Source organism: Shewanella sp. ECSMB14102 (assembly GCF_000813075.1).
GTDB lineage: Bacteria > Pseudomonadota > Gammaproteobacteria > Enterobacterales > Shewanellaceae > Shewanella > Shewanella indica.
In genome coordinates this window covers 26,026-40,583 of sequence record NZ_JWGX01000051.1, presented here as the reverse complement: position 1 = coordinate 40,583, position 14,558 = coordinate 26,026, and the positions used below count along the sequence as shown (strand labels likewise).

Here is a 14,558-nt window from a genome sequence, read left to right as displayed (position 1 = left end):
TTGGGCCCCTTGCAGGGCCCAAAGCGCGCAGGCTTAGCCTTTGATACTGAAGCTGCCTTGCATCACGGCCCAGTGGCCAGGGAAGGAGCAGAAGAAGTTATAGCTTTCTTCCGGTGTCATGCCTTCGGTGCTGAAGCTGATGCTGACTGATTCGCCGCCACCAACCAGAGGTGTGTGGGCTATGACCCGTTCATCACCGGCTTTAACATAGGCGGCATCGGCGCCTGCTGCCATACCATCAGTGGCAATGCCCTGCATATCGGCGCTCTTGCTCAGAACCCAGTTGTGGCCCATGGCTATCACAGGTAGGGTGCCGGAATGAGTCAATGTCAGTTCTACCGTCTTGCAACTGGCGGGAACGCTGAGTTCTTTGGTATCAAATTGCATCGCATCGTTGGCTGTGATGGTCAGGCTGCATTCGTTGGCGCTGGCAGTACTGCTGATAACGGCGCCGGCTCCCAATAGGGCAATACCCGCGAGTCTCTTGGTTAACTTATTCATTTTCAATTCCTTTTCTGGTTTTAGGGTCGATATTTCTCTCGACAGTACGAGAGCCCCGCAGGCTCCCGCCTGGGTTAATCATAACGGTATCTAGCTTAAATGAGAATTAATCTCAGAATTTTAACTATCAGCCGCGGCCGGAGCAGCTGACAGCTGTTTGGGGTGTGATAGACTGACAGTCGAATCAATATTTGCCACGGAGGCACTCATGAAAGGTCCTGGTTTTTGGTCATCTCTTGTTCTGGGTGGTGTATTGCTCACCAGCCCTTTGGCGTTGGCCGATGACAGCGCTCGCCGGGCCCAGGTGGAGCAACTGCTGCTGGAAATGCAGATGGACTCCATGATGGACACGGCTTATACCCAGATGGAACAGATGATTTTGAGCATGCAACAAGAGTTCAATATCAAGGAGAGTGAAAAGCCTTTATTTGAAGAGTTTGCCCGCAAGAGTACGCAGATCTTCAAGCAGGAGCTGGGCTGGGACCGTCTGAAGCAGCCACTGACAGATATTTATGTAAAGCACTACAGTGACAAGGAAATTGCCGATATGCTGGCGTTTTATGCCAGTGACACAGGGCGCTCCATGGTTGCCAAGATGCCGGCCGTGATGCAGGAGTCGATGATGATGACTCAATCGCTGAGCCAGGGACTGCTGCCCAAAATGGAGCAACTGCAGCAGGAGTTTGCCACCAAGCTTCAGGCCCACAGAGAGGCCAATCCAGGCGAATAATTTGACTGGCAGCCAGCATAAAAAACGGGAGTCTATGACTCCCGTTTTTGTGGCGGTAAAGGCGTGATTACAGCTCGCGGCGGTAGGGAATTCCGCGCTGGGCGCCATGACGGGTCACGGCTATGGAAGCGGCCTTATTGGCAAAATCCACCGCTTGCTCCATGACCAGCCCTTCACTTAAAGCCACCATCAGGGCACCGTTGAAAGTGTCTCCTGCGGCTACAGTATCAATCACCTTGACCGGATAGCTAGGCACCAGGCCCTCAAACTCGGGATGGCGCACGTAGGCACCGCGGCTGCCGAGGGTGATTACCACTGTACCAACCCCTTTGGCTTGCAGAGCGGCTGCCGCTCTGGCAGCGCCGGCCTCATCTTCGACCTCGATACCGGTAAGCGCTTCTGCCTCAGTTTCGTTGGGAGTGATGATATCCACCAAGGCCAGCATATCGTCTGCCAAGGGGCTTGCGGGAGCCGGGTTGAGTATGGTCACTGTGCCCTGTTGCTTAGCCAGTTGCAGTGCAGTTTTGACTGATTCCAGAGGCGTTTCCAGCTGTGCCAACAGATGGCTGGCGTCTTCGAACAGGTCTTGATGACAGTGGACATCGGCAGGTTCCAGGCTGGCGTTGGCACCCGCGGCCACTCCGATACAGTTTTCACCGTTATCACCGATGAAAATCATCGCACTGCCGGTCGCCATTGCCGGCATCTTCTTCAACCCCTGTGGGTGAATGCCATCGTCCAACCAACTCTTAATCATGGTATCGGCAATGGCGTCGTCCCCAAGATGGCAGATAAAGTCCACTCGGGTACCAGGCTGTGCCAGTCTGGCGGTGGCGACCGCTTGGTTGGCCCCTTTGCCGCCATGTTCCAACCGGTAGCTGCGGCTCATCAGTGTTTGCCCAGGCTCGGGCAGGTGACTGAATTCCATCACATGATCGGCGTTGGCACTGCCGATTATCACTAGTCTGCTCATATTTTAATCCTGATAGGCGTAGAGGCTATCAACCAGCAGATCCACAAAGCCTTCACGATCCAGATGCATCAGCACCTTGGCGTTTGCGGGTTTACCGGTCAGGTGGTAACGATCGACAACAGTCATCCCTACAGTCAGTTCGCTCTGGGTTTCGATGGCCACATGGCAGTCCAGGCCGATGAACAGCTCAGGCTTGAGCAGCCAGGCTATGGTGCAGGGGTCATGCAGTGGTGCGCCATCAAAGCCCCACTTGGGATCCTTGTGGTAGATAACAAAGAATTCCAGCAGATCGGCAACACACTTGGCAACCTTGTTGGGAATAGCGCGGAAACGGGCCACATCCTGTTCCATGATCTGCGCCTCATGGGTCACATCCAGCCCGGCCATGACGATGGGGATACCTGACTTGAACACCATGTCGGCCGCTTCCGGGTCAACAAAAATGTTGAATTCGGCGGCAGGAGTCCAGTTGCCGACACCGGCGGCGCCGCCCATCAGCACTATCTGTTCGATACGGGATTTGAGTTCGGGATAGGCACTCAGGAAAATCGCGATATTGGTTAATGGCCCGGTGGGCACCAGAGTCACCGGCTGGCTGCTTTGGCGGATTTTTTCGGCCATCAGTTCCCAGGCCATTACCGGCTGAGGTTCAAAGGCGGGATCTGGTAGTTCAGGACCATCGAGCCCGGATTCACCGTGAACATTGTCGGCAATGATCAGCTCTCTTGCCAAAGGCTTGGGGGCACCGCTGGCTACAGGTATATCGGTTCTGCCCAGTAGAGTAAGCACTCGCATGGCATTGTTGAGTGTTTTTTCCTGGGTTTGGTTACCGGCGCTGGTAGTCACGGCCAATAGTTCCAGTTCAGGGTTGGCCAGGGCCAGGATCAAGGCAATGGCATCATCATGGCCGGGATCGCAGTCGAGAATGATAGGGCGTTTCATGCTGTTACTCCTTTCGCAATTTGCCCGAGCATAGCATGACTCTGTGGCGTGCGCAGACCCCAATGGCAAACTGTGAAGTGTTCCTCAACTGATTGTTGAAATCTGCTACAATCCGCGGCCTTAAAGGATTGAATCAAAGGGGGCTCGGTGGGAAAGATACGGGCAATCTGGAAAGACCTGGCTTTTATCGGCTCTTTTGCGCTTGCCGGTGGACTGTTCTCGGCTCTTGGGCTCTTTTTTGTCAAGGACAGTGTTGAATCCTGGCAGGAAGTGAATATCCTGCTCGAGCGAGGTGTCGAGACCCAAGGTTATATCGCCCGGCGTGCTCAACAATATGTGCCCCCGGGGCGCTGGGGTGTCGGCCGTTATGAGTGGGATTGCCTGGTGCATTACCAGTTGCCTAACGGCGGTGAGCATTATATCTGGAATCCCCCAGGCCTGCTTTGCGACTCAAAAAGCGTCGGTGAGGCTGTGACCCTTTGGTATTTGCCTGAGGAAGCTGGCATAGCGCGCACCGATATCCAGTACTATCGAGAGCAACAAAATACCTGGCACGAACTGTTGGGTATTCTATTGGCGTTGCCTATGTTGGCGCTAGGCGGTTGGACTCTGACCAAAGCGGGTCAATGTTTACGCTTTTTCCTGGCCAGAGAGCGACTCTCTCCTCGGCTTGAGCCGTTGCTGGAGGCCGATAACCCCGACGAGTTACTGGCATTTCTTGAAGTCAACCGGGCCAGCCCGGCCAGTAGCTTTTTGGGGCGGCAGGCTCTTGGCTACATTGCCGCCAGACCTGAATGGCAGACGCGTTTTCTTGCCTGGTTTGTCCCTGTGTGCCTCAAGTGGGAGTCGTCAAGTAAAGGCGAGGGCGCCTCTGGCCTCGAACTTTCATTGCAATGGACTCTCGGTCGTCGTTACCCTGAGTTTACTCTGGCACTGCTCGATGGCATTCGCAGCCTGTTTACTGAGCATGAACTGGCGAAGATGGTCTTCTCCCAGCATCTGACCGAGCTGCAACGCAAACCTTGGAGCACTGAAATTCAGGGGCAATTCAATGCCTTGTTATTGGGGCGGCAAATGCCTTTGGGTGACAACGGATTTATCCACACCGAGGTGAGTCGCTTGGTATGTCTTGGCTGGCTTTTGAATAACCTGGAATCGCTGCCAGAGGTTTGGCGCGGCGCTACTGCAGCCTTGCTCAAGGCGCTCGCAGCGCAGCGGCCACTCAATCCTTTGAGCCGTAAACAGCGTAAAAAACAAGTGTCATACTGGCGCAATATTCTCACCAGTCTGGCATCCAAGTCTAACTCGGGGGCAATAGGTCGAAAGCGCCAGGCACAGCTGGATCAAATGGAAGCCGATATCCAGGCTCTGGCCGCCAGCCGCGGTTTTAAGCTGACCAGGTAAGATGAAAAAGCGTCGATGTGCTATCTATTGGCGATATCTGTAAACCAATGACGACTGACGGGGTGAGATATCTCTGATTCTGTGGCGAACGGAATGTAAATCTCTTTTCTGTCACTTTGCAGTTCATTCAGGTATGTTAAAATTGTTTGCTGTTTCAGGGAGTCAGAAACTCTGGTGAAACTTTGGTTGCCTTAAGCCATTCAATAATTGGTGCGGCGTTTTCGGATCTTGGATCTGTTATTGGGAGAAAACATGGAACATTTCATCGGAGCCATCAAAAAATACGCCGACTTTACCGGTCGAGCCCGACGGACAGAATACTGGATGTTTGTTCTGTTCTATATCATTTTCAGTATGGTTGTCAGTGCTATCGACTATGCTCTGGGTACCACAGTGCTGGGGCTGATTTATTCTTTGGGTCTGCTATTACCCTCTATTGCGATTGCGGCGCGTCGACTGCATGACACTGACCGCAGTGGTTGGTGGCAGCTGTTGGGGCTAATCCCTGTTATAGGTTGGATTGTACTGCTGGTCTTCTACTGCCAGGACAGCGAAGTGGGTGACAACCGCTTTGGCAGTAACCCCAAAGAGCTGGGTTAATAGCTAAGAGCATAAAAAGGGAGCCTCGGCTCCCTTTTTGTTTTCAGGGTAAATTTGCGGTGGTCCGTCGTCGTCAAAATTAGACATTTATCCATATAGACGTCTATAATGCCCGCTCTCGGCCAGGCCGGGAATGACAGCACAGTATTTCAGTCAACCTCTCGTGGTGCCCCGGAATGAAAGACCGGGGATAATCGGGAAGCCGGTGAGAATCCGGCACTGCCCCCGCAACGGTAAATGGTGAGAGACAGGCGCGCCCAAGCGGCGTCATAAAAGCCGGGTCTTGCGCGGTCAACCGCATAGCCAAAGTCCGGAGACCGGCCCTGGAGGTATTTCGATGATTTCGGTGGGCAGATCTCGAAATGCGGCAGCCAAGGGGCTCTCCCTGCCGTGGCACTCTTGCCCCGTTTCCCTTTCAGGAGTCAAAGGAAAATGGGTTTCAAACTAAATCATCTCGCGCTGCTTTGCGGTGCATTTACCTCTGTTCCCGTCATGGCGAGCGTGACGCCCAAGGCTGTGGATGAACAGCTGGTGGTCATTGGCCGTCAGGATGACACGCCGCTCAATATTGCTGCCAATGTGGTGGTCATAGATGCCGCCGATATTCAGCAAAGTGGTGCCAGTAATCTGAGCGAGTTGCTGCGTGGCCGCAGTGGCATTCAAATATCCGACAATAACTCAGGGCCTGTGCTGGCGATGCGCGGTTTTTCGGCCAGTCAGGCGGTGAATAACACCCTGATACTGATTGATGGTCGCCGACTCAACAATATCGATATTGCCGCTCCCAGTCTGAGTGCCATTGCAGTCAATCAGATTGAAAGGGTGGAGATCCTATCCGGCAGTGCCGGGGTGCTTTATGGCGATCAGGCCGTCGGTGGGGTGATCAATATTATCACCAAGGCACCCAATGCCAGCGGTGGCAACCTGACCCTCTCAGGTGGCAGCTTCGATACCTACGAAGGCCGTGGCGATCTGTCCGGTGCCATCAATGACAACTGGCGTTACTATTTGGCTGCTGCTTATAACGAGAGTGACAACTACCGTAAAAACAATGCCAACGAAACCGGTTCTGTGCTGGGGCGTCTGCAATATGATTCAGAGTTGACCAACTTCTTTGTCGAAGGCAGTTACTACGATAATAAGCGTCAGACCCCTGGTGCGTTGACCAAGGCACAGTTTGAGGTCGATCCTCGCCAGGCGACATCGACGCCGGGGGATTACAACCATGAGATGACTTCCGCCTGGCGTGCTCATATTCAGCGCCAGGTGCACGCCAACTGGGCTTTGGTTGCGGACCTTAACTACAGTGACACTCTAGTGTCCAGCGTCAGCTATGGCAGCCCAGGTCGGAATGAGCGCTCGTTGTTGGAATTCAACCCCAAGGCGCTTGGGCGTTATCAGACCCGCAATGGTGAGCTGAGCATAGTCATAGGTGCAGATATTCAACGGGGTGAAACCGAGTTCGATCTCAGTTATATGCAGCGCAGCAATACCCAAACCATGACCAGCACCTATCTACAGGCCAATGTGCCACTGACCAGCAGCCTGAGCTATGTGGTGGGTGGGCGCTATGCCAAGGTCAAGGATGAACTCAAGGATGGTAAAGTTTATCCCAATGGCATAGATCTGGATGAAGACGCTCACGCGCTCGAGTTGGGGCTCAACTATCGGCCGCTGGAAGGCCACAGATTTTATCTTCGCGGTGATGAGAGCTTCCGTTTCGCCAAGGTCGATGAGCAAGCTTATACGCCGCCAACGGTCGTCGGCCTCAAGCCGCAGACCGGCCGTTCCATTGAAGCCGGCTGGGATTGGACCTTGAGCAACCAGAGCCTGCGTCTGAACCTGTACCGGCTGTCGCTGGAAGATGAAATTGTCTTTGATCCCAGTGCCGATATGCCTATCGGCGGCGCTTTCCCCGGTGCCAACGTCAATGCCGATGCTTCCCGTCGTTATGGCGCCAGCCTCGACTGGGACTGGCAGCTCAATGAGATGCTGCAGTTGGGACTTGAGTACAACTATATCGATGCCGAATTTACTGAAGGCGCCAACAAAGGCAAATCTCTCTCCTGGGTGGCCGAGCATTCAGGGCGTGTCTACACCAGTGTGGACTTTGGTCAGCACTGGCAGCTATTTGTCGAGGGCCAGTATTTGGGTGACAGATATATGGAAGGTGACAATGGCAATCAGCACGATAAACTGGACAGCTACTGGCTGGGAAATATCGCCCTCAACTACAGCCGTGATGCCTGGCTTGCCAGCCTGAGGGTCGACAACCTGTTTGACAAGCAATATGCCAGCTCAGGTTATTTCAGTACCTGGGGCGATGGTTATTACTCAGGAAGCGGACGGGCGCTGAGATTCAGCGTCAGCTATCGCTTCTGATAGCATAGAAAGCCGGGGTTTCCCGGCTTTTTTCTGCCCGTATTTCTATCGGTTGTAGTTTAGAACCTGGGCCTTTTCGAGCACCGACAAGGAGGCAAGAGTCGAAATATGAAAGCTGATTTTAGGTATGGTTTGAGAGGCGGGGTTATAGCCCTGTTGTCGCTGTTTTTGCTGGCGTGCTCAGAACCCAAGCTGGCTTATATCGGCAGTAATGGCAAACTGCTGGCCTTCGGTGACAGCCTGACCCAAGGCGTGGGTGCCAAGGCCGGGCATGATTATCCCAGCCGTCTGGCTGAGTTGTGCCGTTGTGAGGTGATCAACGCCGGGATTTCCGGTGAGCAATCGGCTGCCGGGCTTGAGCGTTTGCCGGCGCTGCTGGATGAAACCGAGCCGGATCTGCTTATTTTGCTTGAAGGCGGTAACGATATTCTCCGCGGTCGCAGCCAGGCGCAATTGGCGCAAAACATTGAGACCATGTTACTTGAGGCCAAAGAGCGGCAAATTCCGGTAGTGCTGCTGGCTGTGCCGCAAAAGAGTCTGTTGCTGTCACCTCTGCCTTTATATGCCGAACTGGCCGACAAGCACGGTGCCATATTGCTGGAGGATACTCTATCTGAGCTTTTGCGTTCAAACGAGCTCAAGTCAGATAATGTACATCTTAATCAACAGGGTTATTTACGTTTGGCACAAATCATCTTCTCCAAGCTGCAGGAGGCGGGCGCTTTTTGATGCTACTTTTTTGATTCTATTTAGCAAAAAGCGGGCTAATTATCGATTGAACTTGACCCTGGTGGGCGTTTTGTGGGTAAATTCTCTGCCATAATAAATGGCAATAGTGCCTTCATAATAAATAACAGCAGGTTTAAAGAATCACATGACAGATCTTGAGCAGCAGGTTTTTACTCAAGTGCGTGCCATTATTGCCAACGAAGAGCAGGTGATAGGGCGCCGCGGCATCCTGATCCCGCTTAAGAAGGCTATTATTGCCGATGGTGATATCCGCAATGTGATCGATATTGTCGCGACCGATCCCGCGCTGGCAGCCCATTTGCTGTGGCGCAGCAATAACGCGCTCTCACCTTCAGTCCAGCCCAACCGCAGCCTCAAGGATGCCTTGGTGCGCCTTGGACAGGTCAATATCTACCGTTATGCCTTTAGTTTCTATCTTAAGGAGCGGCTCGATGAATTGCCGCAGCCATATCGCAAGCTGGTACAAGGCTATTGGCGTTTGACCGAGTCAGTGGCGATCGAATCTGTGGACAGTTTGCATCAGATGCAAGGGGTACAGATAGACGCGGACGAAGTGCAGACTCTGGCACTATTCAGCGTATTCGGTCAGATAATAGCCCTGACAGCGTTTGCTTATCTCAACGCCGAAGCCGAGCAATGCTTTCCGCTGGGCATTATCAAGACATTAATAGATACCCAGCAGCAGACGCTGACGGTGGAAGCCTTTGAATCTCTGGGGTTGGATGATGAGCTGCAAAGCGAGTTTATGGTTGCTCATAACCTGAGACAGACCCGGGATCCCAATTCGCCCGGACTGGTACTGAGAAGGGTATTGTCCCAGCGCGGTCTGCTGCTGAATCCTCTCTAGATGCTTTGTGACTGCCGCCGCCTTTAAGGGACGGTGGCAGCCGCTCAGTCAGTGTCTGTCCTGACGCTGTAATCCCTCTTTGGCAATCAATTCCAGCAGCCTTTGCAGTTGCACTCTATTGCTGCTGTCGCGGCGGTAGGCACCGAACAGCGGCCGTTTCAGGCCTTCCTGCCCCAGTTTCACCGAGGTCAGGCTCAAGCCCTGGGCTTCGGTCAGTGACCAACTGGGTAAGGCCGCTACCCCTTCTTTACAGGCGATGCGTTGCAGCAATACATTGGTGAGATCGCAGCGTTTTTGTGGGCCAGGCACCACCCCGGCCGGTTCGAGGAAGTGACGGAAAATATCCAGCCTTTCCAGCGGTACCGGATAACTGATGATAGCTTCCCCGGCCAGTTGCTGCGGCAGAATATAGCTGTTGCCTGCCAGCGGGTGATCTTTGGCCATCACCAGTCTCACCTCAAAATCAAACAGATGCTGGTAGGCAAGGGCATGGCCGGGTACAGGATCTGAGGTTAGCACTATATCCAGCTCACCGGTTTCCAGTGCATTGAGTGAGTCGAACAGGTGGCGGCTGGAGAGATCCAGATTGGCATCCGGATAAGACTGATGAAAGGCTTCCATCACAGGCATTAACCAGCGAAAGCAGCTGTGGCACTCAATACCCACCTTCAAGGGGCCGCAGTTTCCTGATAGGCCTCGCTTGAGTACAAATTCGGTTTCCTGTACCCGAGGTAATATCTCTTCTGCCAGGGTCAGCAGACGACTACCTTCAAGCGTGAAGGTCAGAGGTTTGCTTTTGCGGACAAATACCTGGGAGTTAATCCGGGTCTCCAGCTCTTTAATTTGGTGCGACAGTGCCGACTGGGTGACAAAACGTTTCTTCGCCGCGCCGGCCAGACTGCCACTTTCTTTCAGTGCTATCAGAGTACGAAGGTGTCTCAGTTCTATCATTTCCTCTCCACATGAATGCCGCTCATGTTGCCCTTGAATTCAATTCGGTTGCCTGTGTTGAGACTAACACAATAAACTTCTAGACGTCCAGACGCCCATGTTTATTTGTTGTATTCCGGCGTCATCAGTCATTTGCCGCATGTTTTATAAAGGATGGTATACATTATGCGATTAAACAGTCTTGGCTTTCCCCGTATCGGGCGTCGACGTGAACTCAAGTTTGCTTTGGAGAAGTATTGGCGTGGTGAGTCCAGCGTGGCCGAATTAGAAAGCGTTGCCAATGAGCTTAGGCGCACCCATTGGCAGTGGCAGGCTGATGCCGGGGTGGAGCTGTTACCGGTCGGCGATTTTGCTTACTATGATCAGGTACTGACCCTGAGTGCGACTCTGGGGGTTATCCCAGAGCGTCACAGTGATGGCGGCGCTGTCAATCTCGATACCCTGTTCCGGATTGCCCGTGGCCGAGCGCCCAGTGGCAAGCATGCGCCGGCGTCTGAAATGACCAAGTACTTCAACACCAACTACCATTATCTGGTGCCTGAGCTCAGCGAAGATCAACGCTTCGATATCGCCTGGGAACAGTTGTTTGAAGAGGTGACCGAGGCTCAGGCGTTGGGCCACACCGCCAAGCCGATACTCTTGGGGCCGGTCACTTTCCTGTATCTGTCCAAAACAGTGGGTTCAGAGTTCGACCGTTTGACACTGCTGCCGGCGCTGCTGGAATGTTATCAAACCATTCTGGCCCGATTTGCCGCCCAAGGCGTTGAATGGGTGCAATTGGATGAACCTGCGCTGGCACTTGAGCTGGATGACAACTGGCAGCAGGCCTTTAATCAGGCCTACGGCGTGTTCAAGTCGGCGCCGTTCAAGCTGTTGCTGGCAACCTATTACGGCACTGTCGCCCACCATCAAAGTCTGTTGTCGGCACTGCCGGTGGCGGGTATTCACCTGGATCTGGTAACGGCGCCCGAGCAGTTGCAGGCCTTTGCTGGTGCATTGGCACCCGAGCAGGTGTTGTCGGTTGGGGTGATCAACGGCCGTAACGTCTGGGCCGCCGATCTGGATCTTGTGGCCGAGCAGTTGGCGCCACTGGCACGGGATCTGGGAGACCGGCTCTGGCTCGCTACTTCCTGCTCCCTGTTGCATACCCCGGTGGATCTTGAGGTGGAAACCGCGCTGGCGCCCGAGCTCAAGAGCTTACTGGCCTTTGCCCGGCAAAAACTCACCGAGTTGCAGGAGCTCAAGGCGCTTTTGGAGGCGCCTGAGACTGAAAATGCCAAAGCCGTGGTCACCCGTTGCCGGAGTCGGCGCGCGGCCAGGGCGCAGGGGCGTAATCAACCGCTCAGTGCCAGAATTGATGCCTTGATTGCGGCTGATTACGACCGAAACCATGAGTTTGAGGTGCGCAGACAAGCCCAGCAGGCCAGGTTCAAGCTGCCTTTGTTGCCGACGACTACCATAGGTTCATTCCCGCAGACGGCGGCCATTCGTAACCTGCGTAGCCGCTGGCGCAAGGGGGAGTTGGACGATACGGTATACACAGAGCAACTGCAACAGGTGACCCGGGATACCATAGAACGTCAGCTCAAGCTGGGAATAGATGTGCTGGTACACGGTGAAGCCGAGCGCAACGACATGGTGGAATACTTTGGTGAACAGCTCGACGGCGTAGGTTTTACCAAACATGGCTGGGTGCAGAGTTATGGTTCCCGTTGCGTTAAGCCGCCGCTGATCTATGCCGATGTGACCCGTCCCAAGGCGATGACAGTCGAGTGGGCCGAGTATGCCCAGAGTCTAACCGATAGACCGGTGAAAGGCATGCTGACCGGGCCTGTGACCCTATTGCATTGGTCCTTTGCCCGCGAGGATATCAGCCGCGAACAGATAGCGACTCAGTTGGCTCTGGCGATACGCGATGAAGTGGTGGCATTGGAGCAGGCGGGCATAGGCATTATTCAGATTGATGAGCCGGCTTTTAGGGAAGGTTTGCCGCTTAAACGCAGCGATTGGGCCCATTATCTCGATTGGGCTGTGGCCGCCTTCAAGCTCAGCGCCGCCGGGGTCAGGGACGAGACCCAAATTCACACCCATATGTGCTACAGCGAATTCAACGACACTATTGCCGCAATTGCCGCCATGGATGCCGATGTGATCACCATAGAAACATCGCGCTCACGGATGGAGTTGTTGAATGCCTTTGAAGACTTTGACTATCCCAATGAAATCGGCCCCGGGGTTTACGATATTCACTCCCCCAACATTCCAACAGTGGAGGCCATGGTGAGCCTGATTGAAAAGGCGGCGCAGAAAATTCCTCTGCGCCAGCTCTGGGTTAACCCGGATTGCGGCTTGAAGACCCGTAATTGGGAGGAAGTTGAGCCGGCTTTAAAGAACATGGTTGATGCCACCAGGGAGTTGCGACGTCGACTCGGGTGATAAAATTCTGTGGTTAATAACAGTCAGGGGCGCAATGCGCCCCTGATGTTGATTGACTTCAACGCGGTAAAGATTCAACTCATGCTTATTCCCAGTATCATCAGGCCCACAGTGCCCATGATGATCAAGCTTGAAAAGATTGTGCCCAGAATGGCGAAGATTTTCTGCCGCTCTTTTTGTACCAGGCCACCAATACCCAACCCCAAAGACACCAGACAGACCAGCATCATAAAGATGATCATTAACCCTACAAGAACCGCTTCCATGGAGTTTTCATCCATGCCGCCCGGTGTTGTTGTTTCCAGGGTTCCGGCAACAATAAAAGTAATAAACAGGGCGATTCCACTCAATATGCTGGTGACAAATGAGGCTATCCCTGGACCTGAATGTTTTAATTGCATGGCAATCCCTTGATTTTTTCTGATGGTTATCCAACTGAGAAATATACAGAAACTGAGGGAAATATGCCATCGGCCATTTCTGTCTATACTCAGGTCAGCAACCGGACTCAGATAACTATCAGGAGAAGCCCCATGAGCCATGTATACAAGATAATAGAACTGACAGGTTCATCCCCCATCAGCTCAGACGAAGCGGTCAAGAATGCCATCGCGGCGGCCAGTCAGTCGCTGCACAATCTGCGCTGGTTTGAAGTGATAGATACCCGCGGCCACCTGGAAGCCGGTGTCATCGCTCATTGGCAGGTCACCATCAAAGTGGGTTTTACCCTGGATTAGACTTGAATTTAGGCATCTCTTGGCAGGCCTTTTTCCACTATCCGGATCAGGCGTCCTGTCTTGCGGGCGGGAATGGGCACTGTGTCCTTGCCGCTGAGTTTTTCTGCCTGCTGCGCCAGTGCCCACGTTATGTGCTCGGCGACAAGCTCCGAGGCATCTGTCAGTCGCGCCTGCAGGGCGACAACTATGGTTTCACTGCCGGGGGCATTGCCCAGCGCCACTGCAATATTACGTAGCCAGCGTTCATGACCTATGCGGCGAATGGCGCTGCCTTCGGTGTTTTTCAAAAACTCGGTCTTGCTCCAGGCGAACAGCTCCAGCAGTTTGGGTTGCTTAAGTTGTGGCCTTAGATGAAAGTCTGTCTCTGCAGTCAAAGGGGCGGCGCGGTTGATGGGGCATACCAGCTGACAGTCATCGCAACCGTAGATGCGATTGCCGAGCAGTGGTCGAAACTCCAGCGGAATGCTGCCGGCCAGCTCTATGGTGAGGTAGGAGATACAGCGGCGCCCATCGACCACATAAGGCTCGACTATGGCGCCGGTTGGGCAACTTGTGATGCAGGCAACGCAGGTGTTGCAGCCTTCGGCTATGGCGACATCCAAGGGTAGCGGCAGGTTCACCAGCAGTTCGCCGAGGAAAAACCAACTGCCGGCCTCATGGTTGAGGATCAGTGAGTGTTTACCTGTCCAGCCGATCCCGGCCTTTGCTGCCAGCGGCCGTTCCAGAATGGGAGCCGAGTCGACGAAGGGCCGAAAGCCACTGCCTTCAAGTTGCAGGGTTTTGAGCGCTTCATCTATGCGCTCGCCCAACTTTTTCAAGCGATTACGCATCAGCTTGTGATAGTCGCGGCCACCGGCATAACGGGAGATATAGCCAAGGTTAGGATCTTTGAGATTGAAGGCAAACCCCGCTTCTGGCGGCAGATAGTCCATCCGTACTGAGATGACTCGCAAAGTGCCGGGATGCAACTCGGCCGGGCGGGCCCGCATCATGCCGTGGCTGGCCATATAGCCCATTTCACCGTGATAGCCCTTATCGAGCCAGGCCTGTAACCTGGGCTCTTCGCGGCGAAGATCTGTATCTGTGATCCCCACTTGAGCAAAACCCAGCTCTTTGCCCCAGGCCTTTATGTCGCGGGCAAGCTTTCCAAGCATACAGGGATCAAATTGTGGTGGTTGAGGAGCTGACATGAACAGAGGCTGACCGGGAAAAAGACCTGATTATATCAGTAAAGCAGAATCGCTCACAGTTGCCGCAAACGGCGATTTTGGCTTTTGTCGGTGCTATGCTGAAACCGAGGGGGAA

Annotated in this window: 14 protein-coding genes and 1 riboswitch; of the genes, 8 read left to right on the top strand and 6 right to left on the bottom strand. The window is 53.8% G+C overall.

What is annotated here, in order from left to right; all coding sequences use genetic code 11:
* Nucleotides 1-33: 33 nt before the first annotated feature.
* Nucleotides 34-501 (bottom strand): azurin, encoded by a 468-nt coding sequence (gene azu / locus RC73_RS15940; RefSeq protein WP_039035576.1) that lies wholly within the window; start codon nucleotides 499-501, stop codon nucleotides 34-36.
* A gap of 208 nt (nucleotides 502-709) precedes the next feature.
* On the opposite strand from azu, the gene RC73_RS15935 reads away from it, so the two are divergent.
* On the top strand, nucleotides 710-1,231 hold the full coding sequence (locus RC73_RS15935) for a DUF2059 domain-containing protein (protein WP_052248245.1): 522 nt from the start codon (nucleotides 710-712) through the stop codon (nucleotides 1,229-1,231).
* A 67-nt stretch (nucleotides 1,232-1,298) separates the two neighbouring features.
* Here the strand turns inward: RC73_RS15935 and rbsK are convergent, their stop codons facing one another.
* The gene (rbsK, locus tag RC73_RS15930; protein ID WP_039035575.1) at nucleotides 1,299-2,204 is read right to left on the bottom strand and encodes a ribokinase; all 906 of its coding nucleotides are present in this window, start codon (nucleotides 2,202-2,204) and stop codon (nucleotides 1,299-1,301) included.
* Nucleotides 2,205-2,207: 3 nt separating this feature from the next.
* The gene (gene rihA, locus RC73_RS15925) at nucleotides 2,208-3,146 is read right to left on the bottom strand and encodes a pyrimidine-specific ribonucleoside hydrolase RihA (RefSeq protein WP_039035574.1); all 939 of its coding nucleotides are present in this window, start codon (nucleotides 3,144-3,146) and stop codon (nucleotides 2,208-2,210) included.
* Between the two features lie 147 nt (nucleotides 3,147-3,293).
* Here rihA and RC73_RS15920 point away from each other — a divergent pair, with 147 nt between their 5' ends.
* The 5 genes from RC73_RS15920 (at nucleotide 3,294) to RC73_RS15900 (ending at nucleotide 9,129) form a co-directional block, all read left to right on the top strand.
* The gene (locus tag RC73_RS15920; protein ID WP_039035573.1) at nucleotides 3,294-4,550 is read left to right on the top strand and encodes a hypothetical protein; all 1,257 of its coding nucleotides are present in this window, start codon (nucleotides 3,294-3,296) and stop codon (nucleotides 4,548-4,550) included.
* Nucleotides 4,551-4,802: 252 nt separating this feature from the next.
* Nucleotides 4,803-5,150, top strand: a complete 348-nt coding sequence (locus RC73_RS15915) for a DUF805 domain-containing protein (protein WP_039035572.1) — start codon at nucleotides 4,803-4,805, stop codon at nucleotides 5,148-5,150.
* 147 nt (nucleotides 5,151-5,297) lie between these two features.
* Nucleotides 5,298-5,490, top strand: a riboswitch (cobalamin riboswitch).
* A 92-nt stretch (nucleotides 5,491-5,582) separates the two neighbouring features.
* Nucleotides 5,583-7,532, top strand: coding sequence for a TonB-dependent receptor (locus RC73_RS15910; RefSeq protein ID WP_039035571.1), 1,950 nt, complete (start codon nucleotides 5,583-5,585; stop codon nucleotides 7,530-7,532).
* Nucleotides 7,533-7,640: 108 nt separating this feature from the next.
* On the top strand, nucleotides 7,641-8,261 hold the full coding sequence (locus RC73_RS15905) for a GDSL-type esterase/lipase family protein (protein WP_039035570.1): 621 nt from the start codon (nucleotides 7,641-7,643) through the stop codon (nucleotides 8,259-8,261).
* 145 nt (nucleotides 8,262-8,406) lie between these two features.
* Nucleotides 8,407-9,129: an HDOD domain-containing protein gene (locus RC73_RS15900; protein ID WP_039035569.1), complete on the top strand. Its 723-nt coding sequence runs from the start codon at nucleotides 8,407-8,409 to the stop codon at nucleotides 9,127-9,129.
* A 48-nt stretch (nucleotides 9,130-9,177) separates the two neighbouring features.
* Here RC73_RS15900 and RC73_RS15895 read toward each other — a convergent pair whose 3' ends face one another.
* Nucleotides 9,178-10,080 carry a LysR family transcriptional regulator gene (locus tag RC73_RS15895; RefSeq protein ID WP_039035568.1) on the bottom strand — a complete coding sequence of 301 codons (903 nt, stop codon included), beginning with the start codon at nucleotides 10,078-10,080 and terminating at the stop codon, nucleotides 9,178-9,180.
* A gap of 165 nt (nucleotides 10,081-10,245) precedes the next feature.
* Between RC73_RS15895 and metE the strand changes: the two genes are divergently transcribed.
* Nucleotides 10,246-12,516: a 5-methyltetrahydropteroyltriglutamate--homocysteine S-methyltransferase gene (gene metE / locus RC73_RS15890; RefSeq protein ID WP_039035567.1), complete on the top strand. Its 2,271-nt coding sequence runs from the start codon at nucleotides 10,246-10,248 to the stop codon at nucleotides 12,514-12,516.
* A 74-nt stretch (nucleotides 12,517-12,590) separates the two neighbouring features.
* On the opposite strand, the gene RC73_RS15885 is transcribed toward metE, so the two are convergent.
* Complete coding sequence (locus tag RC73_RS15885; protein ID WP_039035566.1) at nucleotides 12,591-12,917, bottom strand: hypothetical protein; 327 nt, start codon at nucleotides 12,915-12,917, stop codon at nucleotides 12,591-12,593.
* A gap of 132 nt (nucleotides 12,918-13,049) precedes the next feature.
* Here RC73_RS15885 and RC73_RS15880 point away from each other — a divergent pair, with 132 nt between their 5' ends.
* Nucleotides 13,050-13,253: a dodecin gene (locus RC73_RS15880; protein ID WP_025009040.1), complete on the top strand. Its 204-nt coding sequence runs from the start codon at nucleotides 13,050-13,052 to the stop codon at nucleotides 13,251-13,253.
* 8 nt (nucleotides 13,254-13,261) lie between these two features.
* Here RC73_RS15880 and queG read toward each other — a convergent pair whose 3' ends face one another.
* The gene (gene queG / locus RC73_RS15875) at nucleotides 13,262-14,407 is read right to left on the bottom strand and encodes a tRNA epoxyqueuosine(34) reductase QueG (RefSeq protein ID WP_235370028.1); all 1,146 of its coding nucleotides are present in this window, start codon (nucleotides 14,405-14,407) and stop codon (nucleotides 13,262-13,264) included.
* Nucleotides 14,408-14,558: the final 151 nt, after the last annotated feature.

What these genes read in the sequence shown, in the direction of transcription:
- azu (WP_039035576.1), bottom strand. Translation starts at nt 501, where the DNA reads ATGAATAAGTTAACCAAGAGACTCGCGGGTATTGCCCTATTGGGAGCC.
- RC73_RS15935 (WP_052248245.1), top strand. Translation starts at nt 710, where the DNA reads ATGAAAGGTCCTGGTTTTTGGTCATCTCTTGTTCTGGGTGGTGTATTG.
- rbsK (WP_039035575.1), bottom strand. Translation starts at nt 2,204, where the DNA reads ATGAGCAGACTAGTGATAATCGGCAGTGCCAACGCCGATCATGTGATG.
- rihA (WP_039035574.1), bottom strand. Translation starts at nt 3,146, where the DNA reads ATGAAACGCCCTATCATTCTCGACTGCGATCCCGGCCATGATGATGCC.
- RC73_RS15915 (WP_039035572.1), top strand. Translation starts at nt 4,803, where the DNA reads ATGGAACATTTCATCGGAGCCATCAAAAAATACGCCGACTTTACCGGT.
- RC73_RS15910 (WP_039035571.1), top strand. Translation starts at nt 5,583, where the DNA reads ATGGGTTTCAAACTAAATCATCTCGCGCTGCTTTGCGGTGCATTTACC.
- RC73_RS15905 (WP_039035570.1), top strand. Translation starts at nt 7,641, where the DNA reads ATGAAAGCTGATTTTAGGTATGGTTTGAGAGGCGGGGTTATAGCCCTG.
- RC73_RS15900 (WP_039035569.1), top strand. Translation starts at nt 8,407, where the DNA reads ATGACAGATCTTGAGCAGCAGGTTTTTACTCAAGTGCGTGCCATTATT.
- RC73_RS15895 (WP_039035568.1), bottom strand. Translation starts at nt 10,080, where the DNA reads ATGATAGAACTGAGACACCTTCGTACTCTGATAGCACTGAAAGAAAGT.
- metE (WP_039035567.1), top strand. Translation starts at nt 10,246, where the DNA reads ATGCGATTAAACAGTCTTGGCTTTCCCCGTATCGGGCGTCGACGTGAA.
- RC73_RS15885 (WP_039035566.1), bottom strand. Translation starts at nt 12,917, where the DNA reads ATGCAATTAAAACATTCAGGTCCAGGGATAGCCTCATTTGTCACCAGC.
- RC73_RS15880 (WP_025009040.1), top strand. Translation starts at nt 13,050, where the DNA reads ATGAGCCATGTATACAAGATAATAGAACTGACAGGTTCATCCCCCATC.
- queG (WP_235370028.1), bottom strand. Translation starts at nt 14,407, where the DNA reads ATGCTTGGAAAGCTTGCCCGCGACATAAAGGCCTGGGGCAAAGAGCTG.